The organism is Mycobacterium sp. BMJ-28, assembly GCF_054404835.1.
This window is the reverse complement of record NZ_CM136783.1, coordinates 6039634-6065920: the sequence shown is the minus strand read 5'-3', so window position 1 is coordinate 6065920 and position 26287 is coordinate 6039634. Positions and strand designations below refer to the sequence as shown.

Sequence of the window (26287 nt, the reverse complement as noted above, 5' to 3'; positions counted from 1 at the left end):
ATGTGCCCTTCGTCTTCGATTCAGGCTGTCGGTTCCCGGTGTGCGTTCAGGTCACCGCGTGGCCATGTGAGCTCAGATACCGCTCGGCCAGCGCGCAGCTGCCCGCGGCGTAACTGATCGCCTTGCTGGCCGATTCGCGGGAATGGCTGTGGCTGCCCATCCACGCCAGCAGCAACAGCCGGCGCAGCAGCACGAACGAGGCGAGCATGTCCTCGTCGGCGGCCGCCAGGTCGCGGCGGGAGCGGTACCCACTCACCCACGCGTCCTGCCAGTCCGGCAATGCCGGATCATCCTCGATGAAGGACACGGCGGTGCCGAAATCGTAGAGATACCAACCGTATCCGCAGTCGTCGAAATCGATGACGGTGATCTGGTGCCCGGCCGAGGTGTCCACCAGGAGATTGGCGAGCCGCAGATCGGCGTGGATCAACCCGTACACCTGCGGCCCGGTGCCGTAGTCGGTCAGCCGTTGCCGCAGCAGGGCTTGGGCCTTGTCGAGCACGGACCGTTCGGCCGGGCCGACCCCTTCGGCGTCTTCCCAGCGGCCCCAGCGCGGTGACGCGCCCAGGCTGTGCTCCCAATCCCAGGCGAATCGGCCGAAGCTCGCGGGGCGCTGCCAGCTGCTGGCACGGTCGTGCAGCGCAGCGGTGATCCGGCCCAGGGTGTGGAAGTCTTGCCGGGTCAGAGCGCTCTCGTCGGGCTCCACCCCGCCGACCATCCCGAAACGCACGACATGGCGCGGGATTCCGTCGACCTCGACGGTGACCAGGCGGCGACCGTCCCGGGCCGGCAGCACGGTGGGCACCGTGACATCGCTGTCGGTGCGCAGTGCGGCCAGCCAGTCCAGCTCCGACTCGATCTCGTGCGGCCGGTGATAGTCCTGCCGGTGCACCCGAAGGATGGAATCGCCTGCGCGGTCGGTGACCAGATAGGTGGCGTTCTCCGACAGGTTCAGCAGCCGCAACGAAGCTTGCTCGGCGATGTCGTAGTGCGCCAGCGCGAGTTCTGCCACCGTGCGGTCATCGGCGATCACACCCATCAGCCGTGCTCCTGTCCTTCGATCCCGGCCAGCACGGCGGTGATGTGATCGCGGGCCACCGTCACATCGGCGGTCGTGCCGCCGATGTAGAGCCGGCCGGCCGCCCCGATCATCTGCACATCCACCACGGTAAGCCCGGGCGCGACCCGTTCGGCCTCGTTGGCCGCCACCGCCGCGAACAGCGCCGGGGTCATCTCATAGACCAGCAGCGACTGCCCGGGCAGGATCATCGATGCCTGCCGGTTGCGGTTCAGGATCACCGCGTGCTGGTCGGTGATGTCGGTGATGATGTCGTGGTAGAGCACCCGTGGACGGAGCTGGTCGGAGGCCTTGTTGGCGGTACCGGCCAGAATCGCCTGCCCGGCCCGGCGCACCTCGTCGAGGTCGGCCGAGTGGATCTCCAGCACACCGAATTGTCGTTCCACGTACAGGATTCCGGGTTGGATGCCGGGCACCTCACGCAGAGCCAGATCGATCACCCGCTCGATGGCCAGGGCGGGGGACACCTCGACGATGAGCGCGTGGTCCCCCGCGTAGGGCGGGTACCCGCGGGCCCTGGTCGGGGTGCCGAGGTAGGCGGCGAACTGCGGCTGCAGATCCTGCACCGGCAGATATACCCGGATCTGGGTGCGGATCCGCGTGCTCTGCTCTGCTCGGGTGGGCATGGTTACTTGCCGGCCACCGAGAAATGCGCCCCGAGCTCGTTGTGCGGACGCGGGATGACATGCAAGCTGACCAGCTCGCCGACCTGCGCGGCGGTCTCCGCGCCGGCCTCGGTGGCGGCCTTCACCGCGCCCACCTCGCCGGTGACGATGACGGCGACCAGACCGTCGCCGACCTGTTGGCGGTCGGTGATGGTGACGTTGGCAGCTTTGACCATCGCGTCGGCCGCGGCGAGTGCAGCCACGTAGCCCTTGGTTTCGATGAGTCCGATTGCATTGCTGGACATGATTTCTCTCTCCTTATTTGGTGGGGTTGGAATCGATGGAGCCGATGATGAGGGCATCGACGGGCGGTGGGGTGCCGGTGAACCAGCTCGAGGCCACCGATCCCTGGGCGATCAGGACCCGTTCGCCCACGCCGGTGCCCAGTACGTCGAAGGCGACCAAACGGGCGCCGCCGTCGACCTCGACCTCCAGGAAGGCGCCGGCCGGGATGCCGTCGACGCGGCGGGTGGACCAGACGTTGCCGGTCACGGTCGCGGTGATCATTTAGGCTCCTTCGTGATCGTGATTCCCAGTGCCCGGGCCTTCTCCCGGGCCAGCGGGGTCAGTACCGCGCGCCGGCCCAGGACGATGGTCCCGCCGTTCAGGTCGGCGATGTGGCGTTCGGTGACCGCCCCGCTGTCGACCCGGTGCACACCCGGTCCCGGTGCGGCCGGCGTTGCCGCGGCGAGCCGGAACCGCAATCTGCCGGTCTTCAGGTCCGCCCGATTCTTCGGATTCTCGAAGAGCCGCAACAGTTTCCGGACAAAACTGTCCAGGTCGGCGTCGGTGCTCAGGCGCACCGTCTCGGAGTGGATGCGGCCTTGCGCTGCACGGGGGCCGGTGGGCTGCACGCCGAGGTGTTCGGCGACCCCGGCCGGTGCGGCGGGGGCGGCGAGGCCGTTCACGGCTTCGCGTACCACCTCCCGCACCAGTGCGCGCAACTCGTCGCGGTCGATGCTCATGCCCGCGCCAAGGCATCGCGTGCCGCGTCGGCGGCTTGGCGTACGTCGGCCTCGGCGCCGGACAGGTACACCCGGCCGGTCGCGCCGATCATCCGGAAGTCGACGACCTTGATGTCGGCCGCCTTCTCGGCCTCGTTGGTGGCCAGGATCGCATACGACGCGGGTTGCACTTCGAGCACGAACAGCGATTCGCCGGTCAGCACCATCGAACCGATCTTGTTGCGGTTGATCAGGAACGCGTGCTGGTGGTCGATGCTGGAGATGATCCGGGACGCCAGAATGGTGGGCCGCACCGCGGCGCTGCCGTCCCCGCCGAGCGAGTCCAGCGCGGCTTCGGCGGCGGCCTGCACCGCACCGGTGTCGCCGTGGAACTCCAGATAGCCGAATTGCCGTTCCACCACCAGGATTCCGGCTTTGACCTCGGCGTGCTTGAGCGCCACATCGGTGACGCCCTCGATGTCCAGGCCGGGGGCCACCTCGATGATCTGGGCGGCCTGACCGGCGCGCGGCAGTGCACCTTTGATCCAGGTACCCAGGTAGGACATCGTCTGCGGTTGCAGTCGGTCGATGAAGATGAAGGAACGCAGTTCGGCCACGGAGCTACCTCTTGATCAGTTGTGCGAGTTCTTCGACGACCAGCGCGCGCAACTCGGCTCGCAGGACGTCCAGATTGGGGTCGGTCGAACGGGTGGGTGCCGGGTACGGGCGCCGGGCGGGCGGTGGCGTGCCGTCGCGGTCGTTGGACGCCCGGGGGTAGGCTGGGATCACGCCCGCCGGCGCCTGCCACGGGCTGATGCCCGTGAAATCACCCATGGCAACGCCCGGTTGGGCGTTGTAGGCGATGCGGGTCCAGTTGACCAGGTTCTTCGGCGCCAGGTTCTCTCCGATCGAACTGCGGCCCACGAAGCCGGTGCCGATGGTCATCGACGGCGCCAGGTTGGTCTCCAGTCCGGAGCTGCCGGTGCTGTTGCCGACGTTGACCGACACCCGTAGCACCGGTACCTGGGCGGCGAAATCGGTGATCACCGAGGCGTTCTCGCTGTGGATCGCCGCGGAGTGACCGGCCCCGCCGATGCGGACCACGGCCCGGGCGGCTCGGATGCCCCGCGCCGCGTCGGGGGCGGTGGTGATCCCCAGGACCGGGGACAGCTTCTCGTGGGCCAGCATCTCTTCGGCGACCACGTCGCCGAACGGGGCGATCAGCACCCGGGTCTTCGGGGTGACGCGCAGCCCGGCCTGCCCGGCGATCCAGGCGGCGTCGCGGCCGACGACATCGGTGTTGAGCCGGCCGTCGGCGAACATGTAGGCGCGCAGCCGCCGTGCACCGTCTTCGTCGAGGAGGTGGGCTCCGGCCCGGGTGAGCGCCGAGCGCAGCTTGTCGGCGATGGCGTCCTGGGCGATCAGCACGGATTCATTGGTGCACAACACCGAGTTGTCGAAGGCCTTGCTGTCGACGATGCGCTGGGCCGCCGCGGTGATGTCGGCGCTGGCCTCGACGAACACCGGCACATTGCCGGGCCCGACACCGAGGGCCGGGTTGCCCGAGGAGTACGCCGCGCGGACCACGCTGGTTCCGCCCGTGGCGACGATGACATCGGTGCGTTCATCGGCCATCAACGCCTGCACGAGTGGGATGGACGGCTCGTCGACCACCTGCACGACGCCGTCGGGTGCGCCCGCGGCGATCGCGGCCTGCGCGAGCACCCGGGCCGCGTCGGCCGAGCAGCGCTTGGCCCTCGGATGCGGGGCGATCACGACGGCGTTGCGCGTCATCAGCGCCAGGATGACCTTGAAGTACACCGTGGCAACGGGATTGGTGGTCGGTGTCAGTGCCAGCACCACCCCCGCGGGCCGGGGCAGCTCGACGATCTTGGCGGCGGTGTCGACGCGCGGTGACACGTAGTCGTCACCGCGATAATGGTCGAGAATGCCGCGGGAGCACGCCCGGTTCTTGATCACCTTGTCGGCCACCACCCCCATACCGGTCTCGGCGACCGCCTCTGCGGCGAACCGTTCGGCTTCGGCGTGGCCGGCTTCGGCCACCGCGTGGACGATGGCAGACACCGTCGCCGCGTCGTAGCCGGCGTAGGCCGCGGCGGCCCAGCGGGCGCGTTCCAGCATGTGGCCGGCCTGTGCGGTACTGGTCATCGGTTCTTCCCTCCGGTCACCGCGCGCTTGGCCCTACCCACCGCCACCTCGAGGCGGTCCAGCACGTCCTCGCACAGCTCACGGGACAGCAGCAGCCCCGGCTTGAACTGCAGCACACGAGGATCCAGTGTCGAGAAGATCGCCCACACCCCGATCTCATAGAGCTCGCGCATCACCAACTTGGCTCCTTCGGGATGATCGAACTCCAGTCCGATCACCACGCCGTTCTGCCGGATGCCGGTGAACCAGTCCGGATGGCCGGCCTGGATCCGGCGCAGGCCGTGACCGAAGAGGTCGGAAATGTAGTGCACCATCGAGCGCACCTCGGGCCGGGTGCAGATCTCCAGGGTCTTCATCGCGGCCACGCAACCGAGTTCGGCGCCACCGAAGGTGGAGATGTGACCGAAGCCATCCTGATCCAGCCACTGCGCCGCCCGGTCGCTCAGCAGTGCCGCGGTGATCGGATACATGCCACCCGACAACCCTTTTCCGGTCACCAGGATGTCGGGCTCGATACCGTGCTTGGTGATGCCCCACAGTTCACCGGTGCGCATCAGACCCGTCTGCACCTCGTCGGCGATGTACAGCGTGCCGTGTTTTTCGGCTGCGGCCTTGACCGCCTCCAGGTAACCCGGTGCCGGAAGCGGGAATCCGTAGGTCGCCGGGATGGTCTCCATGATCACCGCGGCCACGTCGCCGGGGGACAGCACCCGTTCCATCGCGTCGATGTCGTTGAACGGCACCTGCAGGAATTCGTCGGGGTTGTCGGACAGGAACAGTTTGGCGAAACGGTCGTCACCGGTGGCCACCGCGAGTCCGGTGTGGCCGTGGTAAGCCTTGACGATCGAGACGATCTTGCGGCGCTGGGTGGCGTGCCGGGCGCTCTTGAGCGCGATGTCGATCGCTTCACCGCCGCCGGACCCGAAGGCCACCTTCTTGATCGACGCGGGTGCGGTCTCCACCAGGCGCTGCGCCAGCGCCGTGCGGGCCACCGACGGGAAGTGGTGGTTGCCGACGTCGAAGTGCGCCATGCCCTCTGAGATCGCTTGTATCACTTCGGGATTGCGGTGGCCGATGTTGTAGGTCCCGCCGTTGAGATGCATGTCGATGAGCCGTCGCCCGCCCATGTCCCAGAGGAAGTACCCTTCGCGGCGGTCGATCACCAGGTCGACACCGGCGTCGGTCCAGAACTGTGTCTTGTCCGGATTCCAGAACGTCTTCGCGCGCTCGAGCACCTCGGTCTTCGACTCGAACGAGAATGTGCCGTAGTCGTACATGCGGCTCCTTCGCCGTCACTGGGAAGCTGTGACGGCGTCCACCGTAAAACGGTAGGACCAAATAAGTCAATGGATCGATTTGAGTCTTGCGTAGATCAATTGGTAGTGCCAATATACGAGGGGTTCCAGGTGTGGCGTGCGCCACACCAGCCTTGATCCGAATCGTGGAAGGTACGCCCCACTGATGACCGAAAACATCGCGCCGCCGACAAAAGCCGCAGGTAGCGGCGCTGGTGATGTCCAGCGGCTGAAACGCAACGCCGTCGGCACCATCGGCGTCATCTTCATGGCGGTGGCGACCGCCGCACCCATCACGGCAATGGTCGGCAACGTACCGATCGCCGTCGGCTTCGGAAACGGTTCACATGCGCCGGCCGGTTATATCGTCGCGACCGTCGTGCTCGGGCTGTTCGCCATCGGGTACGCGACCATGGCCAAACACATCACCGCCACCGGCGCGTTCTACGGCTACATCTCACACGGTCTCGGCCGCGTCATCGGGATGGCCAGCGGTCTGCTGATCACGATGGCCTACATCGTGTTCGAGGCCTCGCTGATCGGGATCTTCTCGTTCTTCTTCCAGAACCTGTTCGCGTCCCAGTTGCACATCCAGGTGCACTGGTTGATACCCGCCCTGCTCATGATGGTGCTGAACTGCATTCTCACCTACTTCGACGTCAACCTGACCGCCAAGGTGCTCGGGGTGTTCCTGGTGACCGAGATCGTCATGCTCGCCCTCGGTGCGCTGGCGGTTCTGTTCAAAGGCGGTGGACCCGAAGGCTTTGCGGTCGCCCAGACGCTCAATCCCATCGGTGCGTTCACTCCCGCGGCGGTAGCGGGCGCCAGCGCCGGTCTGGGTCTGTTCTTCGCCTTCTGGTCGTGGGTCGGGTTCGAATCCACCGCGATGTACGGCGAGGAATCCAAGGATCCCAAGCGCATCATCCCCCGGGCCACCATGATCAGCGTCATCGGCGTCGGTCTGTTCTATGTGTTCGTGTCGTGGATGGCCATCGCGGGCACGGGTCCGCAGCAGTCGGTGGAACTGGCGCAGAATCCGGACACCTCGTCGGAGATCTTCTTCGGGCCGGTGCGCGGTACCTACGGCGAGTGGGCCATCACGGTGTTCAACATCCTGTTGGTGACCGGATCGTTCGCGTGCGGCATGGCGTTCCACAACTGCGCGTCCCGGTATCTGTACGCGCTCGGCCGGGAAGGCCTGTCGCTGCGGCTGCAGAGGACCATCGGCGCCACGCACCCGACGCACGGATCGCCGCACGTCGCGTCGTTCGTGCAGACCGGCATCACCTTCGTGCTGATCCTGGCCTTCTTCTTCGCGGGCATGGACCCCTACGTGCACATGTACACGCTGCTGGCGATCCTGGGCACCATGGCCATCATGGTGGTGCAGTCGCTGTGCGCCTTCTCGGTCATCGCGTACTTCCACTTCCACAAGAACCACCCGTCCAGCGCGCACTGGTTCAAGACGTTCACCGCGCCACTGCTCGGTGGCATCGGGATGCTGTACGTCGTCTACCTGCTCTGGGAGCACAAGGACGCCGCGGCAGGGGCGGCGTCGGGCACGCTGCTGTTCAAGCTGACGCCGTGGATCGTGGTCGGGCTGTTCGTCCTGGGGGCGGCGCTGGCCACCTACTTCAAACTGCGCGACCCGCGTCGCTACGACCTGATCGGCCGGATCGTGTTCGAGGACAATCTCGTCCGCGATTAGCCCGAAGCGGTGAACGCCCGCCGCAGTGTCGCCACCTGGCTGTCGAAAAAGCCTTGCGACACTGCGGTTTTGGGCGCCAGTCCGTCGAAACCGTGGAACGCCCCGTCGATCACCTCGACATCCACCGGCACCCCGGCCGCGCGTAGCCGCCGGGCATACGCCAAATCCTCGTCGTGGAACAGGTCGAGGGTGCCGACGCCGATCCAGGCCGGGGGCAGGCCGGACAGGTCCGGATTGCGGGCGGGCACGGCGATCTCGGGGTCGGCCCCGCCCAGGTACGACCGCCAGCCGAAGGCGTTGCTGCCCTGGGTCCAGAGCCGGTGGCCGGGATCGTCGAACTCCGGCCCCACGGTCCGGTCGTCGAGCATGGGATACACCAGGACCTGTGCCGCCAGCGGTACCGCACCGCGGTCGCGGGCCAGCAGCGCCAGCGCCGCGGTCATCCCGCCACCCGCACTGGCGCCGCCGATGGCCACCCGCGCCGGATCGACCGTGGGCAGCTGTGCCAGCCACGCCAGCGCCGCATAGCAGTCCTCGAGGCCGGCCGGGTACGGGTTCTGCGGAGCCAGCCGGTACTGCACCGCCGCCACCGTCGCACCCAGTTCGGCGGCGAAACGCCGGCACAATCGGTCGTCCTGCGCCGGGTTGCCCAGCACGTATCCGCCGCCGTGCATCCACAGCAGCGCCGGGCCGGGCGTGCTCACGCGACGCGGACGGTGCAGCCGCACCGTGACCCCGGAGCTCAGCGTCAGCATCTCCACGCCGTCGGGCGCGGCCCGTCCCATCCGGCGGGACAGGTATTGCATCACCGGGGCGGTTCGCGACGTGACCAGCTGGCGCGGGAGGAAGCGCGCGACCCGGGCCAACTCGGGGTGGTACACGACAGCGGGTACTGGACTGGGCACCTGGCCAGTATTACGACAGATTCGTCTCGAAAGCTATCCGGTCGCCGCGATAGAGCGCGCGCACCGTTTCGATGGGCACCCCGTCGGTGTCCACGGAGCGCCGGTTGAGCAACAGCATCGGCATGGCCGTGGTGCTTTCCAGTAACGCGGCTTCGCGGGGTGAGGCCAGCGCGGTCTCGATACGTTCGGTGGCGGTGCCGAACTCCACACCGGTGGCCCGGATGGCCGCATACAGCGACGTGGCCGGGTCGAAGGTCTTACGCAGTGAGGTGAACCGTTTGGCCGGCAGATAGGTGCTCTCCAGCCCGATCCGGCGGCCGTCGGCCAGCAACACGCGTTCCAGATGCATGACGGTGCTGGCCGGGCTGATTTCCAACGCGGCCGCGAGTTCGGGCCCGGCGCGCTGGTCTGCCCAGCCCACCAGCAGACGCCCCGGCGTCCGGCCGCGTTCGGCGGCGCCCTCGGTATAGGACCGCAGCGACAGTGGCTGCACCAGTTTGGGCGCGGCCACCACGGTCCCACGGCCGCGCCGTTCGATCCGGCCCTCCACGAGCAGTTCGTGCAGCGCCTGCCGGACGGTCTCCCGGGCCACCCCGAACCGCACCGCCAATTCTCGTTCCGGTGGAACCGCATCGCCCTCGTGCAGGGACGCCAGGATCTCGTCCACACCGGTGCGCACCATGTGCGGTTTGGACGACGGGGAGGTCATCGCAGGACCACCCGCCGCGCCACCGCCAGCACATCGTCGATGGTGACACCCCGGCCGTCCGGGTCCTTGGCGGCGTCGTCGTAGCGGCGCAACCGCACCGCGTCCGGCCACCACGGATGGCGCACCAACGCGGCGTCGACGCCGGGGCCGCCTTGAACTTCCAGTGACCGCGCCGATACCAGCGACGGCGCATACGCCGGATCGGTGGCAGCCAGGTAGCGCTTGGCCGCCACGTGCGCACCGGCCAGCCAGCCGACGCGGGCGCCGAATCGCGGGGTCAGCCAGTCATGGGCCACTCGTTCGTGATCGGGCCCGCCGTCGATCAGTGGACTGTGCGCCAGGTCGTGCAGGGCCGCGGCGAGCACCAGTTCGTCGTCCGCGCCGTCATCGCGTGCCCTGGCGGCGGACTGCAGGGCATGGTCGAGCTCGTCGACCGATTCCTCGTCCCACACGCCACGCAGCGAGCGCAGCACGGTCTGCACTTCGTCGAGAACCCGCATGGCCCGAGCCTACCCTAGTTTGGTCTATACCAATTGTTCACTCAGTATTAGGCGGGCCAACATGATCAGGTCGGGCACAAGTCGTGGCGAGGGTTCATGGTCGGACACCATGCGCGTCACGATCATCGGAGGGGGCATCCTCGGCACCGCCCATGCCGTGGAAGCAATCCAGCGCGGACACACCGTCCTCCAGCTGGAGCGGGAGACCGAGGCCCGGGGCGCCACCGTGCGCAACTTCGGCCTGGTCTGGGTGTCCGGGCGGTCGACCGCCGAACTGGAGACCGCGCTGCGCTCGCGTGAATTGTGGGAAAAGCTCGGCGCCGAGATCCCCGGAATCGGATTCCGCGCGTCGGGTTCGATGACGCTGCTGCGCACCGACGCCGAAGTGCAGGTGGCCCGGGAGGCCGTCGACCGCGGCGATGCCGGCCACCGCGGGTTCACCCTGCTGGACCCCGGCCGGGTACGCGCCATGAACCCGGCGCTGCGCGGCAGCTTCCTGGGTGGCCTGCATTGCGCGCGCGATGCTGCCGTCGAATCCCGTCAGGCGTTGCCCGCCATCCGCGAATACCTCTACCGCACAGGGCGGTACACCTTCGTGGCCGGTGTCGAGGCCAGGTCGGTGGACAACCTGACGGTGCGTGACGACCGGGGTGAGCAGCACGGGGCCGATCTGGTGCTGGTGTGCACCGGCGCCGCACACGGCGGCCTGGTCCGTGAACTCGCCGGCGACCTGCCGGTGCGCCGGGTGCGATTGCAGATGATGCAGACCGACCCACTGGGGGAGCCGCTCACCACCGCCATCGCCGACGCGGACAGTTTTCGCTACTACCCCGGATTCGCCGGCCCGGCGCTGGATGCGCTGCGCCGCAATGAACCTCAGGAACCGGTGGCGGCCGGCGAACACATGCAACTGCTCTGTGTGCAGCGTCTGCACGGCGGCCTGACCATCGGCGACACCCACGAGTACGACGAACCGTTCGCCTTCGACGTGAGCGAGGCGCCGTACGCCTATCTGGCCGCGCGGGTGCAGGAATTCCTCGGGCGTCCCCTTCCCGCCATCCGGCGGCGCTGGGCCGGGGTTTACAGCCAGTGCACCGATCCGCACCAGCTGGTGTGCCGGACCTCGCCCGAGGACAACCTCTGGGTGGTCACCGGACCCGGTGGCCGTGGGATGACGCTGGGCCCCGCCATCGCCGAACAATCCGCCGATCTGATCGGTCTGTAGGGAGACGACATGTCAGACAATCCCATTCAAGTCGCCGTCCTCGACATGGCGGGCACCACCGTGGCCGACGACGGACTGGTGATCCGGGCCTTCGAGGCCGCCGCCACCGCGGCCGGGTTGCCCGCCGAGGGGGACGAACGCGACCGGGCGCGCCGGTATGTCCTGGACACCATGGGGCAGTCCAAGATCGTGGTGTTCCGCGCCCTGTTCGGCACCGAGGACCGCGCCCAGCAGGCCAACGCCGAGTTCGAACGGGCCTATGCCGAGCTGATCGACAACGGCCACGCCGCACCCATCGCCGGTGCGGCAGAGGCGATCACCGAGCTGCGGGCCGCCGGCATCAAGATCGCGTTGACGACCGGGTTCTCCGCCGCCACCCAAGCCAAGCTGCTCGCATCGCTGGGGTGGCAACAATTGGCCGACCTGACCCTGGCTCCGGGTGACGGCATCCGCAGCCGCCCCTATCCGGATCTGGTGCTGACCGCGCTGTTGCGGCTACAGGGCGACGGTGTCGACAACGTCGCGGTGCTCGGCGACACCAGCACCGACGTCGAGAGCGCCCTGCGTGCGGGTGCCGCGATCGCCGCGGGCACCCTCACCGGCGCGCACAGCGAGGAAGACCTCCGCGCCGCCGGGGCGACCCACGTGGTGGGTTCCGTCGTCGATTTCGCCGACCTGCTACTGACCACCCGCTGAAGAAGGAAACAATGAAACTCCGCAACACCTTTCGGGGCATCGCAGTCATGGTGGCCGTCACCGCCACCACGCTGACCGCTGCCTGTGGCGGCACCGGATCCGGCGGCTCCGGTGGTGGCGCCACCCTCACGGTGTACAGCGCCGACGGACTGGCCGGCTGGTACAAGGGCCGGTTCGCCGAGTTCACCAAGGACACCGGCATCGCGGTCAACCTGGTCGAGGCCGGCTCCGGTGAGGTGGTGTCCCGAGTCGAGAAGGAACAGTCCAATCCGCAGGCCGACCTGCTGGTCACGCTGCCACCATTCATCCAGAAGGCCGACAAGGCAGGGCTTCTGGTTCCGGGTGGCGTGGACACCAAAGGGATCGCCTCGGATCAGGTGGGGCCGGACGGACGCTACGTGCCGATCGTCGACAACGCACTGAGCTTCATCGTCAACCCGGGCGCCACCCCCGCGCCGACCTCCTGGGATGACCTGCTCAAGCCGGAATTCAAGGGCAAGCTGCAATATTCGACGCCCGGTCAGGCCGGCGACGGCACCGCCGTGCTGGTGTTGTTGCAGCACCTGCTCGGCAAGCCGGCCGCGCTGGACTACCTGACCAAGCTGCAGACCAACAATGTGGGACCGTCCTCGTCGACCGGCAAGCTGCAGCCCAAGGTGAGCAACGGGGAATTGTTGGTGGCCAATGGTGATGTGCAGATGAACCTCGGGTCCATCAAGGACGACGGTTCGAAGTTCACCATCTTCATCCCCGCGCACAACGGCACCCGGACCACGGTGTCACTGCCGTATGTCGCGGGTGTGGCCAAGGGTGCCCCGCACGCCGAGGACGCCAAAAAACTGCTGGCTTACCTGCTTTCCGACGAGGCGCAGAAAACCGTCGGGCCGGACGCGCTCGGGATCCCGGTGCGCGACACCGTGCGCACCGTCGCCGCGGGGACGCCCACTGATCCGAACACCCCGGCCGCGGTGCTCAAGGACGTCGAAGTCTGGGTGCCGGACTGGAATTCCGTGCTGGCCGACCTCGACGCCGACGTCGCGGCGTACCAGAAGGCGACCGGCAACTGAGATGGCCCAGACCAAGGTTGCACGGGATGCCGCCCGGCGTCAGGGGACCGCAGCCGAGGCGGGCACCCCGGCCATCGTCTTCGATCGGGTGGGGGTGAGTTACGGGCGCGGCGCCAAGGCCACCCACGCGTTGATCGACTTCAACCTGCGGGTCGCCGCCGGTGAGACGGTGGCACTGCTGGGGCCCAGCGGCTCCGGGAAGTCGACGGCGCTCAATGCGCTGGCCGGCTTCGTCCGGCCGACCTCCGGGGCGGTCCGGCTGGACGGCCGCGACGTCACCGATCTGCCGCCGGCCAAACGCGGTATCGGGGTGGTGCTGCAGTCCTATGCGCTGTTCCCGCACATGCGGGTGATCGACAACGTCGCGTTCGGGCTCAAGGCGAACCGGGTTCCGCGATCCGCGATCGGAAGCCGGGTGACCGAGGCACTGGACATGGTCGGCATGGCCGCGTACGGAAAGCGTTTGCCGCGTGAGCTTTCCGGCGGCCAGCAGCAGCGGGTCGCGATCGCCCGAGCGCTGGCGATCCGGCCCAGGGTGCTGCTGCTCGACGAACCGCTGGCCGCGCTCGACGCCCAGCTGCGCCAGTCCATGCTCGCCGAGCTGCAACAGCTCAAGGAATCGCTGCCTGATACCGCCATGCTGTACGTCACGCATGACCAGTCCGAGGCGCTGGCACTGGCCGACCGGATCGTGGTGATGAACAAGGCCCGCCTGATGGACGTCGACACCGCCGAGAATCTGTGGAAGCGGCCGCCGACCAGTTTCACCGCCGCGTTCTTGGGCGGCGCCAACCTCATTCCGTGCACGGTCGGCCGCGTCATCGGCACCTCGGCGCTGGTGACGGTGTCGCACAAAACGGTCAGTGCCGAGGCGCCGCAACCGGCCGTCGGCAAGATCGACTGGGCGCCGGGGGCGCCGGCCCTGCTGTGCATCCGCCCGCACGCCTTGCGCATCGTCTCGCTGGGGGATCAAGATGCATTGCGGGCCAGGGTGAACGCCGCGGTGTGGCGAGGCGCCACCACCCGGCTGGTGCTGGCCATCACCAGCATGCCCGACCAGCTCATCGAGATCGACGTGCCCGGGCACGCGCAATTCGCGGTGGGCACCGAAGTGGGCGTGCGGATTCCGCAGCCGGCCGGGGTGCTGGTCCGGGCCGGCTCGTGACCGCGGTTCGAGACCATGCCGTCGAGGCGCCGGCACCAGTTGCGCCGAAGCGAAGCCACGCGGCCTGGTGGGTGTTGCCGCCGCTGTCGGTGGTGCTACTGGCGGCGGTGTACCCGCTGCTGAGGGTGTTCGGCGAGTCCACCCGGGCGGGTAGCTGGCCAGAGGTGCTGGGGTCGGCACAGTTCCGGGACGCGTTGTGGCGCACGGTCGCCATCGCGGCCACCTCCACGCTGGGCTGCCTGGTGCTGGGCACCTTCCTGGCCACGGTGCTGGCGTTCGTGCCGTTCCCCGGCTCGGGTGTGGCGGGCCGGTTGATCGACACCGTGCTGTCCCTACCGTCATTCCTGATCACCTTGGCGTTCACCTTCCTCTATGGCACCGCGGGGGTGGTGAACGCGGCGCTCGGCACTTCGCTGAACTTCCTGTACACCCCCGCCGGGGTGATCGCCGCCGAGATCACTTTCTTCACCCCGTTCGTGGTGCGCCCGCTGTTGGCGGCTTTCGCGCTCATCCCGCAGGCCCAGTTGAATGTCGCGGCGAGCCTGGGTGCCACACCGTTGCGGGTGCTGCGTTCGGTGGTGCTGCCCGAGGCGTGGCCGGCGTTGATGGCCGGCGGCAGCCTGGTGCTGCTGTTGACGCTCAACGAGTTCGGCATCGTCCTGTTCACCGGCGCCAAGGGAGTCATCACGCTGCCGGTGCTGATCTACACCAGAGGCATCGTCACCTTCGACCTGCCCGGTGCCGCGGTGATCGCCACCGTGCAGGTGATGTTGTCTCTGGGCCTCTACACCGCCTATCGAATGTTCTTCGCCCGCATGACATCTCCTGGAAGGAGCGACGCCGATGCTGCTGTGGAGCCCGCGAAGTAGGGCGCTGGCGTTGACGGTGTTCGGTGTGGTGGTGCTGGTGGTGTTCGTCGCCCCGCTGGGCACCGTGTTGCTGGCCGGGCTGGCCGGCTCGTGGACCGGTGCGTTGCCCTCGAATCTGGGATTCGGCCGTTTCGGTACGGCGCTGGCGGGCGAGGATCTGGCCAGCCTGTCGGTCAGCTTGCAGACCGCATTCGTCGCCGGCGGTATCGCGTTGCTGCTCGGCACCTGGGCCGCGCTGGCGGCCCAGGATTGCCCGGGGTGGTTGCGCCGCCTCACCGATGCGGTGTTCCACCTTCCGATCGCGGTGCCGTCGGTGGCCATCGGTCTCGGCCTGCTGATCGCCTTCAACTCCCGGCCGCTGCTGCTGGGTGGGACGCGCTGGATCGTCATCCTGGCGCATGCGGTGCTGGTGCTGGCGTTCGCCTTCAGTTCGGTGTCTGCGGCCCTGGACCGGCTCGATCCGCGGTACCGGCAGGCCGCGGAATCCCTTGGCGCGGGACCGGTCCGGGTGCTGGTTGCGGTGACGCTGCCGATGCTGCTGCCCGCGCTGGGCGCGGCGGCCGGGCTGGCGGTGGCGTTGTCGATGGGCGAACTGGGCGCCACCGTCATGGTGTACCCGGCGACGTGGAAGACGTTGCCGGTGAGCATCTTCGGGCTCACCGACCGAGGTCAGGCGCTCCAGGCGGGCGCGTCGACCACCCTGCTTGCACTGGTGACGCTACTGGCGCTGCTGGTGCTCGGCCGGATCCGCGGCCGGGCCGCCGTCCGCTGACGCACCCATCACTTCAGCAGCGGGTCTCTCGGCAGGCCGAGGATGCGTTCGGCGATGGTGTTGCGGGTGATCTCCGACGTGCCGCCGGCGATCGTCATCGCCCGGTTGCCCAGATACGCCCGTGCCAGCGTGGCCTTGGCTCCCACCACGGCGGCCGGCCCGGCCAGCGCCATCCCCAGTTCCGTCAGCCGCTGGGTGTGCTCGGCCAGTAGGAGTTTGGTGACATTGCCCTCCGGACCCGGGCCGGCACCGACGATGGCACGGCTCACCCTGCGCAGATTCAGCAGCGGCAGGGTGTGTGCCTGCGCGATCACCGCGCCGGCTTCCCGCCAATACGCCGATGCCACCACCGGTGTTGCCGCATCGAGCAGTTCGACCACCTCACCGGGTGTGAAACCGGTGGGCGCCGAGGATCCGCCGCCGATCGAGATGCGCTCATTGCCCAGCGTCGCGCGCGCCACCAGCCAGCCCTTGTTCACCTCACCCACCACGTCGGCGTCGGGAACGAACACGTCGTCGAAGAACACCTCGTTGAAGTGGGCGTCTCCGGTCAGTCCCCGCAACGGGTTCACCGTCACGCCAGGAGCTTTCATATCGACGGCCATCATGGTGACACCGGCGTGCTTGGCCGCGGCGGGATCGGTCCGCACCGTCGCCAGGCCCCACTGACAGTGCTGGGCCAGGCTGGTCCACACCTTCTGGCCGGTGATCCGCCAGCCGCCGTCGACCTTTTTGGCCGACGTGCGGACCGCGGCGGCGTCGGAGCCCGCATCCGGCTCGGAGAACAGCTGGCACCACATCACTTCGCCGCGCAGCACCGGCTCCACCCAGCGTTCGCGTTGCTCGTCGGTGCCGGCCTGGGCGATGGTCAGCGTCACCCATCCGGTGATGCCCATATCGGCACGCTCGACGCCGGTGAACTCCTCTTCGATCACCAACTGCTCCAGCACGTCGGCTTGCCTGCCCCACGGTGCGGGCCAGTGCGGCACCAGGTACCCGGAGTCCACCAGGAAGTCGCGCCGCTGCTCGGGTGGCAGCGACCGCACGGTGGCGGCGGCTTCGGCTGCGGCGGGGCGGTACTGCTCGGCCTCGGGCGGCACACTGAACGACGCGGCGCGGGCAGTGCCGCTGCGTTGCGCGTCGACGATGTCGAGCAACGGGTCGGTGCCGTCGCCGAGCAGGGTGGCCAGGGTGCGGGCCCGGCGCAGATACAGATGCGCGTCGTGCTCCCAGGTGAAGCCGATACCGCCGTGCAACTGAATATTGTTCTGCGCGTTGAATATCTGCGCCCGGATCGCATGGGACGCCGCGATGGCCGCTGGGAACCAGGCGGCGTCCAGATCCTCGGTGCGGGCCGCCGCCCACGCGGCTGACGTCGTCTGCTCGGCCTCCACCAGCATGTTGGCGGCGTGGTGCTTGACGGCCTGGAAGGTGCCGATGGTGCGGCCGAACTGCTCGCGTACCTTCGCGTACTCGACGGCCATCTCCAGCGTCGCCCAGCTGGTTCCGGCGGCCTCGGCGGCGGCCAGGATGCGGAACACGGTGCGGGCCCGCCGGGCAGCGCCGCGCAGAACCCGGTCGGCGGGAATCTCGGCGCCGCGCATCGACACCGCCCCCACCGAACGCGTGGTGTCCAGGGGTTCCAGCGCGGTCACGGTCACCCCGGTGGCGACGGCGTCCACGATGACGAGGTCTTCCCCGGCGGCCAGCACCAGGATGTCGGCGTCCGGCGCGCCGAGCACCGCGGGCCATTCGGCGGTCGCGGTCTGGTTCTCGCCCATGGTGACGTTGATGTTCAGCCCGAGCGCCGCTACGAAGGTGCCGTCTGCCAGGCCGGGAACAAGTTGTGCGCGAACGGAATCGGGTGCGCAGCGGTCGATGACGACGGCGGCGGCGACGGTCGGCAGGAACGGCCCTGGCATGAGTTCGCGGCCGGCGACTTCGACCACCACGGCCAATTCGGCGAGCCCGAATCCCGATCCACCGAATTCCTCGGCCAGTGCCAGTCCATTCCAGCCCAGTTCTGCGCCCGCCGACCAGATGTCGGCGGAACGGGATCCCGGGCTTTCCAGCGTCGCGCGAGCGGCCGCCAGGCTGTGCAACCGCTGCAGCTGGCCGGCCGCGGCGGCGGCCAGATCACGATGGTCTTCGGTGATGGCCAAGGCCGACTTGCTCATGAGCAGCGAAGCTACCTGGCCGAATAGCACATAAAAAGTGACGCAGCTCACAAATTCGCATCGGTGTAGACAACTCGCTCAAGTTGTCGCTTGGGCTCGGTTGAGCGGGGGTACTCTCGCGCCATGACAGTGCCCAGCGCTCCACGGCATACCCGTCCGAGCGCGTGGAGCCGCGCCCGGTGGATGATCACCGCCAGCCCGGCCGACCGGATGCTCGCCATGACCGTGGCCTCGGCATCGATTCCGGTGGTCGGCAAGCATCTGGAGCCGTTGGGTGCACTCGCCGCGATGGGGGTGTGGGGTTTCCGGCACATGCCGGATTTCTTCGGTTCCTCGGCCAAGTCCTGGATGGCGCCGGGCAACGGCGCGATTCGCAGGTCGCAACGCGAGCAGACCAACACCATCGCCCAGGAGGCACTGCGCGGCGTGGTGCCCGCCGCCGACCTGGCCATCCAATGGCCGGCCCCGCAGCAGCTGCCTCCGCTGTGGAACACCACGGAGTACCGGCGCAGTGTGTACCGGACCTCGGTGCGGTACGGGGACAGTCCCACCCAGCTGATGGACGTGTGGCGGCCCAAGCAGTTGCCGTCCGAGCCCGCGCCGGTGCTGTTGTTCGTCCCGGGCGGGGCCTGGGTGCACGGCAGTCGGATGTTGCAGGGCTACGCCCTGATGGCGCACCTGGCCGCCCAAGGCTGGGTCTGCCTGTCCATCGACTACCGGGTAGCCCCGCATCATCGTTGGCCCCGCCACATTCACGATGTGAAGGCGGCCATCGCATGGGCGCGGGCCAACGTCGACAAGTTCGGTGGCGACCGCGACTTCGTCGCCGTCGCGGGATGCTCGGCCGGTGGACACCTGGCCGCGCTTGCCGGCCTGACGCCGAACGATCCGGAACTACAGGGCGACCTGCCCGACGGTTCGGACACCTCGGTGGACGCCGTCATCGGGATCTACGGGCGCTACGACTGGGAAGACCGGTCCACCGTCGAGCGTGACCGCTTCGTCGACTTCTTGGAACGCGTCGTGGTCAAGCGCAAGATCGACCGTCATCCCGAGATCTTCCGGCAGGCCTCCCCGATAGCGCAGATCCACCGGGACGCCCCGCCGTTCCTGGTCGTCCACGGCAGCGGCGACTCCGTCATCCCTGTCGAGCAGGCCCGCAGCTTCGTCGAGCGGCTACGCGCCGAGTCCGCCTCGCCGGTCAGCTACATCGAGCTGCCGGGCGCCGGTCACGCCTTCGATATGACCGACGGCGCCAGGACCGGGGCGGTGGCCACCGCAATCGGCTTGTTCCTCAACCAAATTCACCGAAACTCCGCGGCGCGACTGGACAAAGCAGTTATATAGACTCCTCACACGGGGAGGAACGCCGGTGAAGAGGCTCAGTGGGTGGGATGCGTTCCTGCTCTACACAGAAGCTCCGAATGTGCACATGCACACGTTGAAGATCGCGGTGATCGCGCTCGATGACCTCGGGGACCGCACATTCGGAGTCCACGACTTCCGCAACGTGCTGCACAGCAGGCTCTACAAGCTGGAGCCGTTCCGGTATCAGCTCGTCGACATCCCGTTCAAGTTCCACCACCCGATGTGGCGAGAGAACTGCGATGTCGACCTCGAGTACCACGTGCGGCCGTGGCGGGTGGCCGCCCCCGGCGGTCGACGGGAACTCGACGAGGCGATCGGGCAGATCGCCAGTACCCCCCTGGACCGCAGCCGCCCGCTGTGGGAGATGTATTTCGTCGAGGGCCTGGCGAACGGCAGGATCGCGGTGGTCGGCAAGATCCACCATGCCCTGGCCGACGGTGTCGCCTCGGCCAATCTGCTGGCCCGCGGCATGGATCTGCAGCAGGGACCGCAACGCGAACGCGACTCCTATGCCACCGACCCGGATCCGTCCCGCTCGGAACTGGTGCGCTCGGCGTTCACCGACCACCTGCGCCAGATCGGCCGGTTGCCCGGCTTGATGAAGTACACCGCCGACGGGGTCGGCCGGGTCCGGCGCAGCAGCCGCAAGCTCGGCCCGGAGTTGACCCGCCCGTTCACCCCGCCGCCCAGCTTCATGAATCACGTGCTCACCCCGGATCGCCGGTTCGCGACCGCCACGCTGGCCCTGGCCGACGTGAAGTCGACCGGAAAGGCGTTGGGTGCCACCATCAACGACATGGTGCTGGCCATGTCATCGGGTGCGTTGCGGGCGCTGCAACTGCAATACGAGGGCAAGGCCGACAGTCCCCTGCTGGCATCGGTGCCGATGAGCTTCGATTTCTCCCCGGACCGAATCTCCGGTAACCGGTTCAGCGGTGTGCTGATGGCGCTGCCGGTGGACGAGCCCGAACCCTTGGAGCGGGTGAAAAAGGCAAGTGCGGCAGCCAGACTCGCGAAAGAGGCGCACCACTTGATCGGTCCGGAGCTGGTGGCCCGCTGGGCGTCGTACATGCCGCCCGCGGCGGTCGAGGCGCTGTTCCGCAAGCTGTCGGACAAGGACGGCCAGAACAAGGTGCTCAACCTGAATATCTCCAACGTGCCCGGGCCACGGGAACGGGGCAAGGTCGGCGGCGCCACCGTCACCGAGATCTACTCGGTCGGTCCGCTCACCGCGGCCAGCGGGCTGAACATCACCGTGTGGAGCTACGTGGACCAGTTGAATATCTCGGTGCTCTCCGACACCGCGACCGTGCAGGACCCGCACGAAGTGACCGACGCCATGGTGGGCGAGTTCCGTGAGATCCGGCGTGCCGCGGGAATTTCGGCGGAGCTGACCATCATCGAGACCGCGATGGCGTGAGGCGAGACCGCCGAAACGCCGGGTATAGGCCAGAATGGCTGTCATGAAGCGGCGGACAGGGCAGTGCGTTGTGGGCGCGTCGATCGCGGCGACGCTGCTGGTGGCCGGCTGTTCGTACGGGCCGGGCAACTCCCCGCTGGCCGAGAGTTCGCCCGCCAAAGCCGATGCCAGCACCGGTCCGGCGGCGGTGTCCATCCTTCCCGGCGCCGCTCCGCTGGGAACGGCGCTGACGGCGAAGGGAGCGACCATCACGCCCCGGAGCGACAATCTGGCCGTGGTGCCGAGCCCCGGTGACGAACTGGAACTCGGCATCGAGGTGGCACTGACCGGCGTCACCGCCCCCATCGATGTCACGGGCCCGAACGGCGGTTTCCAGCTCTCGGTCAGCAGCGGCGAGCAGATTCCCACCTCGGCGCCCGCCGTGCTCACCTCACCGCCGCTGCAGTCCCCGGTGACGGCGGACGCGGACGGCTGGGTGTTCTTCCACGTCAAACCGGGGATGCTGCCGACCCAACTGCAGTTCACCGCCGCGCCGGCGGGTTACGGCCTGGTGCCACAGTCGATCGCGATCTGGATCATGCCGGCGAAGCTGCCCGGTGTGGGCCCGGCCGCGCCGCCTCCGCCGCCACCGGGTGCACCCGCTCCGCCCGACCCGGGCGGTGGGGGTGGCGGCATCCAGCCGCCCAGGCTGCCCGGGCCACCCCGACTCCCTCCGCCACCGCGGATGCCGGCACCGCCGCCGGTGCCCGCACCGCCTGCGGCGGTCTGTCGACACACGTCGCTGTGCTGACGGTGGAGCCCGCAGGCCTGCGTCGACGGGTCACGCCGTCGCGGTGACCGGGTGGTCCAGGTGTTTGGACCAGCCCGAAGCGCATCGCGCCGCGCACACCGCTGCCAGCACCCCGACCACCGTCAGCATGGCCGGGTAACTGAAATAGTGGGCCAGCACCGCCAGCACCGCGGGCAGCAGGAACCCGACGTAGGCCAGCGAGTAGTACACCCCGGAGATGCCGGCCAGCTCGTCGGGCTCGGCGATCCGCTGGATCTCCAAAAGCCCTGAGACGATGGCGATTCCATAGGCACTGCCCAGGAGCATCGCGACGAACAGCGCGATGATCGGGGATCGGGTGACCGCGGTGGCCACGGCCGCGAAGACCCCCGCGGCCATCAGCACCATGGACACCACGACCGCGCGGGCGCTGGAATGGTCGTCGAGCCGGCGTGCGATCGGCTGCACCGCCACGCCGCAAGCCAGGGTGAGCGCGGTCAGGCCCGAGGTGTACAGCAGTGCCCACGATCCGAGCCGGTCGACCACCAAAGCCGGCACGATCGCGTAGGCGATGGCCGCGGACCCGAAGATCCACGGCGCCATCGGCGCAACGACGTGCAGGAATCTGCGATGCCCCGCGGCGGGCACCCGCAGTCGTCGCAGCAGCGACGCTCCGCTGTCGTGGCGCTCGTCCCTGGTCTCCACCGTCCGGCGGGCCACCGCCCACAGCGCTGGCACGCACAGCAGGGCATGCACGATGTAGGTCAGCACCAGCGGGAGCGGGGCGAAGGCCGTCAACACCCCGGCGAACATCGGCCCGACCCCGAGCCCGAGCGACAGCCAGATGGAGGCCCGCCGTGCACCGGTGCCCGCCGCAACGGAATCATATGGTGGCCTTGATAATTCGGCGATCCACGCGGACCCGACCGCCATCGCGATACCGACCGCCAGGCCGCTGAGTAGCCGTCCGCCGAACAGGGCCGCGAACCCGGCGTGGTCACCGACGGCCAGGATGATGCTGCCCAGCGCCGAACTCACCAGTCCGGCGGCCATCACCGGCCTGCGCCCGTGTCGGTCGGACAAAGCCGAAGCCACCAGCAGTCCGGGCACCAGGCCCAGCACGTACGCGCCGAGCAGGATGTCGACGTCCACCCGGGTGTAACCGGCGTGCTGGGCGTAGGCGATCAGCAGCGGAGTGAACTGGTTGCCGCCCCACCCGATGCAGAAGACCGCCAGCGCGACAGCCGCCCACGGTTTCAGGTCGCGGCGCCTCACAGCACAACTCCGTACGTGGCCTGCAGATGGTCCTGCAGCAGCGCCTCGAAGGCGGGCAGGTCGCGCCGGCTGATGGCCTCGGCTAGCCGGCCGTGCTCGGCGATCATCCGGTCCGTGCGCGCGGCGTCGGCGCGGACGGCGTCGGCCATCATCCGGCGCTGGCGGTCGCCCAGTGAACAGTAGAACCGCTCGCCGATGGCGTTGCCGGCCGCCTCCACGATGCGGCGGTGGAAGGCATCGTCGGCGACGGCGAACCGATGCTCGTCACCCGCCGCGGCTTCCCGGCGCTGCAGCGCGATCAGGTCCGTCAGCTCGCCGAACAACGAATCGACGGCGGTCGAGGTCCGGCACAGCCTGCGCACCGCGGCAGATTCCAGCGCCAGTCGCATCTCCAGTAGGTCGATGGCCTCCCGGGGCGGCACCGGAACCACCACCGCGCCGCGACGGGGCAGCAGTTCCAGCAGGTCCTCGGCGGCCAGCCGCAGAAATGCCTCGTGCACCGGAGTGCGGCTCACTCCGAGGGCCGCGGCGACCTCGACCTCGCTGAGCAGCTGCCCACCGCGTACCGCGCCGGACAGGATCTGGTCCTTGGTGGCCTGGTAGGCACGCTGCCCGCTGGAGTCTCCGTCGCTCATGGAGAACCACGCTACCCGCCTTGCATGCAAGGTTGCATGCAAGATTGGTCACAGCGAAATCACGCCCGGGTGGCCCGGGCCCAATCCAGGAATCGCTCCACCGCCGACGCGGTGTAGTGCCCGCGTGCCGATCCGAAGATGTCGAAGGCATGCTGGGCGTACGGGATCTCCGAATAGATCACCGGCGCCTTCGACACCGCGCGCAGCTTCTCGACGAACTCGCGTGCCTCTTCGACGGGGATCAACGTGTCGTGCGTGCCGTGCAGGACGAAGAACGGCGGCGCGTCGGGACCGACATGGGCGATCGGCGAGGCGTCCAGGTACAGCTGCCGATTGTCGGTGAACGGCAGCTTGACGATCATCCGCTCCAGTACCGAGCCGAACTCCCGGCGGTCCGGGAATCCCTCGGTGACCCAGTCGTAGCGCCCGTAGATCGGCACCGCTCCGGCGACCGACGTGTCGGCGTCCTCGAAGCCCGGCTGATACGCCGGGAAGTTGGGCGTCAGCGCGGCCAGTGAGCACAGGTGTCCGCCGGCCGAACCGCCGGTGATGTAGACGGATTCCGGGTCGCCGCCGTAGTCGGCGATATTGGCCTTCACCCACGCCAGCGCCCGCTTCACGTCCACGATGTGCGCCGGCCAGGCATGCTTCGGGCTGATCCGGTAACCGATGGACACGCAGATCCAGCCGTGGTCGGCCAGTTGCGACATCAGCGGATACGCCTGCGGGCGGTTCATCCCGATCATCCACGCGCCACCGGGAACCTGCAGCAGCACCGGGGCTTTCGCGTCCCGGGGCAGATCCGGCCGCACCCAGATATCGGCGACGTTGGACCTGTATGGCCCGTAGCTCACCGTCTTCTCGACGAAGCGGCGCCGCGTCTGGCCGGTGGCGAACACGCCTCCCGGCCGGGGCGGCACCGGCGGGAACTCGGGGCCGAGCACCTCGTTCAGCGGATCCTCGAAGTACGGCCGCGACGCCGCCCCGCGGCGGTGCACCACCGTCAGCATCACCCACGAGATCACCTTGAGCAGCAACGAGATCCGCCCGCCGGCCGACCGATAGTCGCCGCGCACCGCATGCCACAGCGCGCCCAGCGCAGAACCGGCCAGCACCAGGGGAGCGTTCTCCTCGGTGGGCCAGCCGAACGCGAACACCACGATGGCCGGGAATCCGCGGCGGGTCAGGGGCTTGTAGGCATTGGTGGCATTGAGCGTTTCGGCGGCGGCGCCGAGCAGCATCGAACGTTTACCCAACGACCCGCTCCTGGAGTTCACGACGCGCGATCTTGCCGGTGTTGTTGCGTGGCAGTTCGTCGAGCAGCGTGATCTGCCGCGGCACCTTGTAGTTGGCCAGGTTTTCGCGCACGTACTGCTTGAGCTCATCGACGGTGATGGGCCCGGACGGCACCACAAAGGCGGCCAGTCGCTGCCCGTATTGCTCGTCGTCCACCCCGATCACCGCCGCTTCGGCCACCTCGGGATGGGCCACCAGGGTCTTCTCCACCTCGATCGGATACACGTTCTCCCCACCGGACACGATCATCTCGTCGTCGCGGCCGACCACGAACAGCCGGCCCGCCCGGTCCAGATACCCGATGTCGCCGGAATTCATGTAGCCGTCGTGGAAGTCCTTGGTCACACCGGAGGTGTAGCCGTCGAACTGGGTGGAATTGCGCACGTAGATGGTGCCGACCTCACCGGCGGGAAGCGGGCGCAGCTCGGGATCCAGAATGCGAATGTCGGTGCCCTCGGCCGGTTTTCCCGCGGTGTCCGGGGCGGCCCGCAGGTCGGCCGGGGTGGCGGTGGCGATCATGCCGGCCTCGGTGGCGTTGTAGTTGTTGTAGATGACATCGCCGAACTGATCCATGAACTTGGTGACGACGTCGGGGCGCATCCGGGAGCCCGATGCGGCGGCGAACCGCAGGGTCCGTGCGCTGTAGCGGTTGCGGATCTCGTCGGGCAGTTCGACGATGCGGTCGAACATCACCGGCACCACGCACAACCCGGTGGCCCGGTGGGTGTCGATCAGCGCCAGGGTGGCCTCCGGGTCGAACTTGCGCCGGGTGACGATGGTGCAGGCCATCGACGCCGCGAATGCCAGCTGGGAGAAACCCCAGGCGTGGAACATCGGCGCGACCACCACGACGGTTTCCTCGGTGCGCCACGGGGTGCGGTCCAGGATCGCCTTGAGAACTTCGGGGCCACCACCGGAATGCTTGGCGCCCTTGGGACTTCCGGTGGTCCCGGAGGTCAGCAGGATGACCTTGCTCTTCTGCTTGGCGCGCGCAGGCGTCTTGCCGACATGGTCGCGGGTCAACTTCTCCACGGTGAGGTCGGCGGCCGCGCTGTCGGTCCACGCGACGACGCGGGTGACTTCCGGTGCGTCCGCCAGGGCCCGGTCCACGGTCGGGGTGAACTCCTCGTCGTAGATGACGGCATCGACCTTTTCGCGCGTGACGACCTCGGCCATCGCCGGACCGGCGAACGAGGTGTTCAGCAGCAGCACATCGGCGCCGATCCGGTTGGCGGCGATCAGGGACTCGACGAACCCGCGGTGATTGCGGGCCATGATGCCGATCACCCCGGCAGATCCGATGGCCTGCAGGCCGGCCGCCAAAGCGTCTGCGCGCTGGTCGATTTCACGCCAGGTGAGCGCGCCGAGCTCATCGATCAGGCCCACCCGGTCCGGGCAGCGTTGCGCGGCGCCGGCGAACCCCGAGGTGATGCTCATATTCTCCCGGGCCATCGCCGCGGCGATGCGCAGGTACTTGTCCGGCCGTAGCGGGGCGATCACGCCGGCGCGGGCCATCGTGCCGAGCAGGCCGACGGTGCTGGTGACCGGATCCAGGAGTGCCACCGGGCGAGCGAAGCGAC

26 protein-coding genes are annotated in these 26287 nt (G+C 68.4%); 10 read left to right on the top strand and 16 right to left on the bottom strand.

What is annotated here, in order from left to right:
• Positions 1–46: 46 nt before the first annotated feature.
• The 8 genes from ACXPWS_RS29985 to ACXPWS_RS29950 are packed head-to-tail and all read right to left on the bottom strand — an operon-like array spanning position 47 to position 6133.
• Positions 47–1039, bottom strand: a complete 993-nt coding sequence (locus ACXPWS_RS29985) for a phosphotransferase enzyme family protein (protein ID WP_458710132.1) — start codon at positions 1037–1039, stop codon at positions 47–49.
• Complete coding sequence (locus tag ACXPWS_RS29980; protein ID WP_458710131.1) at positions 1039–1704, bottom strand: microcompartment protein; 666 nt, start codon at positions 1702–1704, stop codon at positions 1039–1041. Before ACXPWS_RS29980 ends, ACXPWS_RS29985 begins: the two co-directional genes overlap by 1 nt.
• Positions 1705–1706: 2 nt before the next feature.
• Positions 1707–1988 carry a BMC domain-containing protein gene (locus ACXPWS_RS29975; protein WP_458710130.1) on the bottom strand — a complete coding sequence of 94 codons (282 nt, stop codon included), beginning with the start codon at positions 1986–1988 and terminating at the stop codon, positions 1707–1709.
• 13 nt (positions 1989–2001) lie between these two features.
• The gene (locus ACXPWS_RS29970; RefSeq protein ID WP_458710129.1) at positions 2002–2250 is read right to left on the bottom strand and encodes a EutN/CcmL family microcompartment protein; all 249 of its coding nucleotides are present in this window, start codon (positions 2248–2250) and stop codon (positions 2002–2004) included.
• Positions 2247–2708, bottom strand: a complete 462-nt coding sequence (locus ACXPWS_RS29965) for a hypothetical protein (protein WP_458710128.1) — start codon at positions 2706–2708, stop codon at positions 2247–2249. Before ACXPWS_RS29965 ends, ACXPWS_RS29970 begins: the two co-directional genes overlap by 4 nt.
• Positions 2705–3304 (bottom strand): BMC domain-containing protein, encoded by a 600-nt coding sequence (locus ACXPWS_RS29960; RefSeq protein WP_458710127.1) that lies wholly within the window; start codon positions 3302–3304, stop codon positions 2705–2707. The genes ACXPWS_RS29965 and ACXPWS_RS29960 overlap by 4 nt, the downstream gene beginning before the upstream one ends.
• Positions 3305–3308: 4 nt before the next feature.
• Positions 3309–4856, bottom strand: coding sequence for an aldehyde dehydrogenase family protein (locus ACXPWS_RS29955; protein WP_458710126.1), 1548 nt, complete (start codon positions 4854–4856; stop codon positions 3309–3311).
• On the bottom strand, positions 4853–6133 hold the full coding sequence (locus ACXPWS_RS29950) for a class-III pyridoxal-phosphate-dependent aminotransferase (protein ID WP_458710125.1): 1281 nt from the start codon (positions 6131–6133) through the stop codon (positions 4853–4855). Before ACXPWS_RS29950 ends, ACXPWS_RS29955 begins: the two co-directional genes overlap by 4 nt.
• 184 nt (positions 6134–6317) lie before the next feature.
• Between ACXPWS_RS29950 and ACXPWS_RS29945 the strand changes: the two genes are divergently transcribed.
• Positions 6318–7859: an APC family permease gene (locus ACXPWS_RS29945; RefSeq protein ID WP_458710124.1), complete on the top strand. Its 1542-nt coding sequence runs from the start codon at positions 6318–6320 to the stop codon at positions 7857–7859.
• On the opposite strand, the gene ACXPWS_RS29940 is transcribed toward ACXPWS_RS29945, so the two are convergent.
• The 3 genes from ACXPWS_RS29940 to ACXPWS_RS29930 are packed head-to-tail and all read right to left on the bottom strand — an operon-like array spanning position 7856 to position 9973.
• On the bottom strand, positions 7856–8764 hold the full coding sequence (locus ACXPWS_RS29940; RefSeq protein ID WP_458710123.1) for an alpha/beta hydrolase: 909 nt from the start codon (positions 8762–8764) through the stop codon (positions 7856–7858). The two genes, ACXPWS_RS29945 and ACXPWS_RS29940, sit on opposite strands and share 4 nt — an antisense overlap.
• Before the next feature lie 10 nt (positions 8765–8774).
• Positions 8775–9473: a GntR family transcriptional regulator gene (locus ACXPWS_RS29935; protein ID WP_458710122.1), complete on the bottom strand. Its 699-nt coding sequence runs from the start codon at positions 9471–9473 to the stop codon at positions 8775–8777.
• Positions 9470–9973, bottom strand: coding sequence for an HD domain-containing protein (locus ACXPWS_RS29930; protein ID WP_458710121.1), 504 nt, complete (start codon positions 9971–9973; stop codon positions 9470–9472). Before ACXPWS_RS29930 ends, ACXPWS_RS29935 begins: the two co-directional genes overlap by 4 nt.
• A gap of 109 nt (positions 9974–10082) precedes the next feature.
• Here ACXPWS_RS29930 and ACXPWS_RS29925 point away from each other — a divergent pair, with 109 nt between their 5' ends.
• The 6 genes from ACXPWS_RS29925 to ACXPWS_RS29900 are packed head-to-tail and all read left to right on the top strand — an operon-like array spanning position 10083 to position 15767.
• Positions 10083–11198, top strand: coding sequence for a TIGR03364 family FAD-dependent oxidoreductase (locus ACXPWS_RS29925; RefSeq protein ID WP_458710120.1), 1116 nt, complete (start codon positions 10083–10085; stop codon positions 11196–11198).
• 9 nt (positions 11199–11207) lie between these two features.
• Positions 11208–11894 carry a phosphonatase-like hydrolase gene (locus ACXPWS_RS29920; RefSeq protein ID WP_458710119.1) on the top strand — a complete coding sequence of 229 codons (687 nt, stop codon included), beginning with the start codon at positions 11208–11210 and terminating at the stop codon, positions 11892–11894.
• A gap of 11 nt (positions 11895–11905) precedes the next feature.
• Positions 11906–12961 carry a 2-aminoethylphosphonate ABC transporter substrate-binding protein gene (locus tag ACXPWS_RS29915; protein ID WP_458710118.1) on the top strand — a complete coding sequence of 352 codons (1056 nt, stop codon included), beginning with the start codon at positions 11906–11908 and terminating at the stop codon, positions 12959–12961.
• A 1-nt stretch (position 12962) separates the two neighbouring features.
• Positions 12963–14126: an ABC transporter ATP-binding protein gene (locus ACXPWS_RS29910; RefSeq protein WP_458710117.1), complete on the top strand. Its 1164-nt coding sequence runs from the start codon at positions 12963–12965 to the stop codon at positions 14124–14126.
• Positions 14123–14995: a 2-aminoethylphosphonate ABC transporter permease subunit gene (locus ACXPWS_RS29905; protein WP_458710116.1), complete on the top strand. Its 873-nt coding sequence runs from the start codon at positions 14123–14125 to the stop codon at positions 14993–14995. Before ACXPWS_RS29910 ends, ACXPWS_RS29905 begins: the two co-directional genes overlap by 4 nt.
• The gene (locus ACXPWS_RS29900) at positions 14970–15767 is read left to right on the top strand and encodes an ABC transporter permease (protein ID WP_458710115.1); all 798 of its coding nucleotides are present in this window, start codon (positions 14970–14972) and stop codon (positions 15765–15767) included. The genes ACXPWS_RS29905 and ACXPWS_RS29900 overlap by 26 nt, the downstream gene beginning before the upstream one ends.
• Before the next feature lie 8 nt (positions 15768–15775).
• Here the strand turns inward: ACXPWS_RS29900 and ACXPWS_RS29895 are convergent, their stop codons facing one another.
• Entirely contained in the window at positions 15776–17944 is a 2169-nt protein-coding gene (locus ACXPWS_RS29895) for an acyl-CoA dehydrogenase (protein WP_458710114.1), read from the bottom strand.
• A 123-nt stretch (positions 17945–18067) separates the two neighbouring features.
• On the opposite strand from ACXPWS_RS29895, the gene ACXPWS_RS29890 reads away from it, so the two are divergent.
• From ACXPWS_RS29890 to ACXPWS_RS29880, 3 genes are read left to right on the top strand one after another with little or no spacing between them, the layout of a single operon-like run.
• A complete protein-coding gene (locus tag ACXPWS_RS29890; protein ID WP_458710113.1) occupies positions 18068–19291 on the top strand; it encodes an alpha/beta hydrolase fold domain-containing protein in 1224 nt (407 codons plus the stop codon).
• A 25-nt stretch (positions 19292–19316) separates the two neighbouring features.
• Positions 19317–20732 carry a WS/DGAT/MGAT family O-acyltransferase gene (locus ACXPWS_RS29885; protein WP_458710112.1) on the top strand — a complete coding sequence of 472 codons (1416 nt, stop codon included), beginning with the start codon at positions 19317–19319 and terminating at the stop codon, positions 20730–20732.
• A 43-nt stretch (positions 20733–20775) separates the two neighbouring features.
• Entirely contained in the window at positions 20776–21522 is a 747-nt protein-coding gene (locus tag ACXPWS_RS29880; protein WP_458710111.1) for a hypothetical protein, read from the top strand.
• Between the two features lie 30 nt (positions 21523–21552).
• Here the strand turns inward: ACXPWS_RS29880 and ACXPWS_RS29875 are convergent, their stop codons facing one another.
• Genes ACXPWS_RS29875 through fadD12 form a run of 4 tightly spaced genes read right to left on the bottom strand, consistent with a single transcriptional unit; the run spans position 21553 to position 26222 of the window.
• Positions 21553–22776: an MFS transporter gene (locus tag ACXPWS_RS29875; protein ID WP_458710110.1), complete on the bottom strand. Its 1224-nt coding sequence runs from the start codon at positions 22774–22776 to the stop codon at positions 21553–21555.
• Positions 22773–23411, bottom strand: coding sequence for a GntR family transcriptional regulator (locus ACXPWS_RS29870; RefSeq protein WP_458710109.1), 639 nt, complete (start codon positions 23409–23411; stop codon positions 22773–22775). Before ACXPWS_RS29870 ends, ACXPWS_RS29875 begins: the two co-directional genes overlap by 4 nt.
• A gap of 59 nt (positions 23412–23470) precedes the next feature.
• On the bottom strand, positions 23471–24652 hold the full coding sequence (locus ACXPWS_RS29865; protein ID WP_458713748.1) for an alpha/beta hydrolase: 1182 nt from the start codon (positions 24650–24652) through the stop codon (positions 23471–23473).
• Positions 24653–24659: 7 nt separating this feature from the next.
• On the bottom strand, positions 24660–26222 hold the full coding sequence (fadD12, locus tag ACXPWS_RS29860; RefSeq protein WP_458713747.1) for an acyl-CoA ligase FadD12: 1563 nt from the start codon (positions 26220–26222) through the stop codon (positions 24660–24662).
• Between the last annotated feature and the right edge of the window lie 65 nt (positions 26223–26287).

Coding starts and splice junctions, on each gene's coding strand:
- ACXPWS_RS29900 (WP_458710115.1), top strand. CDS start 14,970: ATGCTGCTGTGGAGCCCGCGAAGTAGGGCGCTGGCGTTGACGGTGTTC.
- ACXPWS_RS29970 (WP_458710129.1), bottom strand. CDS start 2,250: ATGATCACCGCGACCGTGACCGGCAACGTCTGGTCCACCCGCCGCGTC.
- ACXPWS_RS29895 (WP_458710114.1), bottom strand. CDS start 17,944: ATGAGCAAGTCGGCCTTGGCCATCACCGAAGACCATCGTGATCTGGCC.
- ACXPWS_RS29965 (WP_458710128.1), bottom strand. CDS start 2,708: ATGAGCATCGACCGCGACGAGTTGCGCGCACTGGTGCGGGAGGTGGTA.
- ACXPWS_RS29925 (WP_458710120.1), top strand. CDS start 10,083: ATGCGCGTCACGATCATCGGAGGGGGCATCCTCGGCACCGCCCATGCC.
- ACXPWS_RS29880 (WP_458710111.1), top strand. CDS start 20,776: ATGAAGCGGCGGACAGGGCAGTGCGTTGTGGGCGCGTCGATCGCGGCG.
- ACXPWS_RS29910 (WP_458710117.1), top strand. CDS start 12,963: ATGGCCCAGACCAAGGTTGCACGGGATGCCGCCCGGCGTCAGGGGACC.
- ACXPWS_RS29920 (WP_458710119.1), top strand. CDS start 11,208: ATGTCAGACAATCCCATTCAAGTCGCCGTCCTCGACATGGCGGGCACC.
- ACXPWS_RS29870 (WP_458710109.1), bottom strand. CDS start 23,411: ATGAGCGACGGAGACTCCAGCGGGCAGCGTGCCTACCAGGCCACCAAG.
- ACXPWS_RS29955 (WP_458710126.1), bottom strand. CDS start 4,856: ATGACCAGTACCGCACAGGCCGGCCACATGCTGGAACGCGCCCGCTGG.
- fadD12 (WP_458713747.1), bottom strand. CDS start 26,222: ATGGCCCGCGCCGGCGTGATCGCCCCGCTACGGCCGGACAAGTACCTG.
- ACXPWS_RS29950 (WP_458710125.1), bottom strand. CDS start 6,133: ATGTACGACTACGGCACATTCTCGTTCGAGTCGAAGACCGAGGTGCTC.
- ACXPWS_RS29975 (WP_458710130.1), bottom strand. CDS start 1,988: ATGTCCAGCAATGCAATCGGACTCATCGAAACCAAGGGCTACGTGGCT.
- ACXPWS_RS29935 (WP_458710122.1), bottom strand. CDS start 9,473: ATGACCTCCCCGTCGTCCAAACCGCACATGGTGCGCACCGGTGTGGAC.
- ACXPWS_RS29945 (WP_458710124.1), top strand. CDS start 6,318: ATGACCGAAAACATCGCGCCGCCGACAAAAGCCGCAGGTAGCGGCGCT.
- ACXPWS_RS29915 (WP_458710118.1), top strand. CDS start 11,906: ATGAAACTCCGCAACACCTTTCGGGGCATCGCAGTCATGGTGGCCGTC.
- ACXPWS_RS29930 (WP_458710121.1), bottom strand. CDS start 9,973: ATGCGGGTTCTCGACGAAGTGCAGACCGTGCTGCGCTCGCTGCGTGGC.
- ACXPWS_RS29890 (WP_458710113.1), top strand. CDS start 18,068: ATGACAGTGCCCAGCGCTCCACGGCATACCCGTCCGAGCGCGTGGAGC.
- ACXPWS_RS29865 (WP_458713748.1), bottom strand. CDS start 24,652: ATGCTGCTCGGCGCCGCCGCCGAAACGCTCAATGCCACCAATGCCTAC.
- ACXPWS_RS29985 (WP_458710132.1), bottom strand. CDS start 1,039: ATGGGTGTGATCGCCGATGACCGCACGGTGGCAGAACTCGCGCTGGCG.
- ACXPWS_RS29980 (WP_458710131.1), bottom strand. CDS start 1,704: ATGCCCACCCGAGCAGAGCAGAGCACGCGGATCCGCACCCAGATCCGG.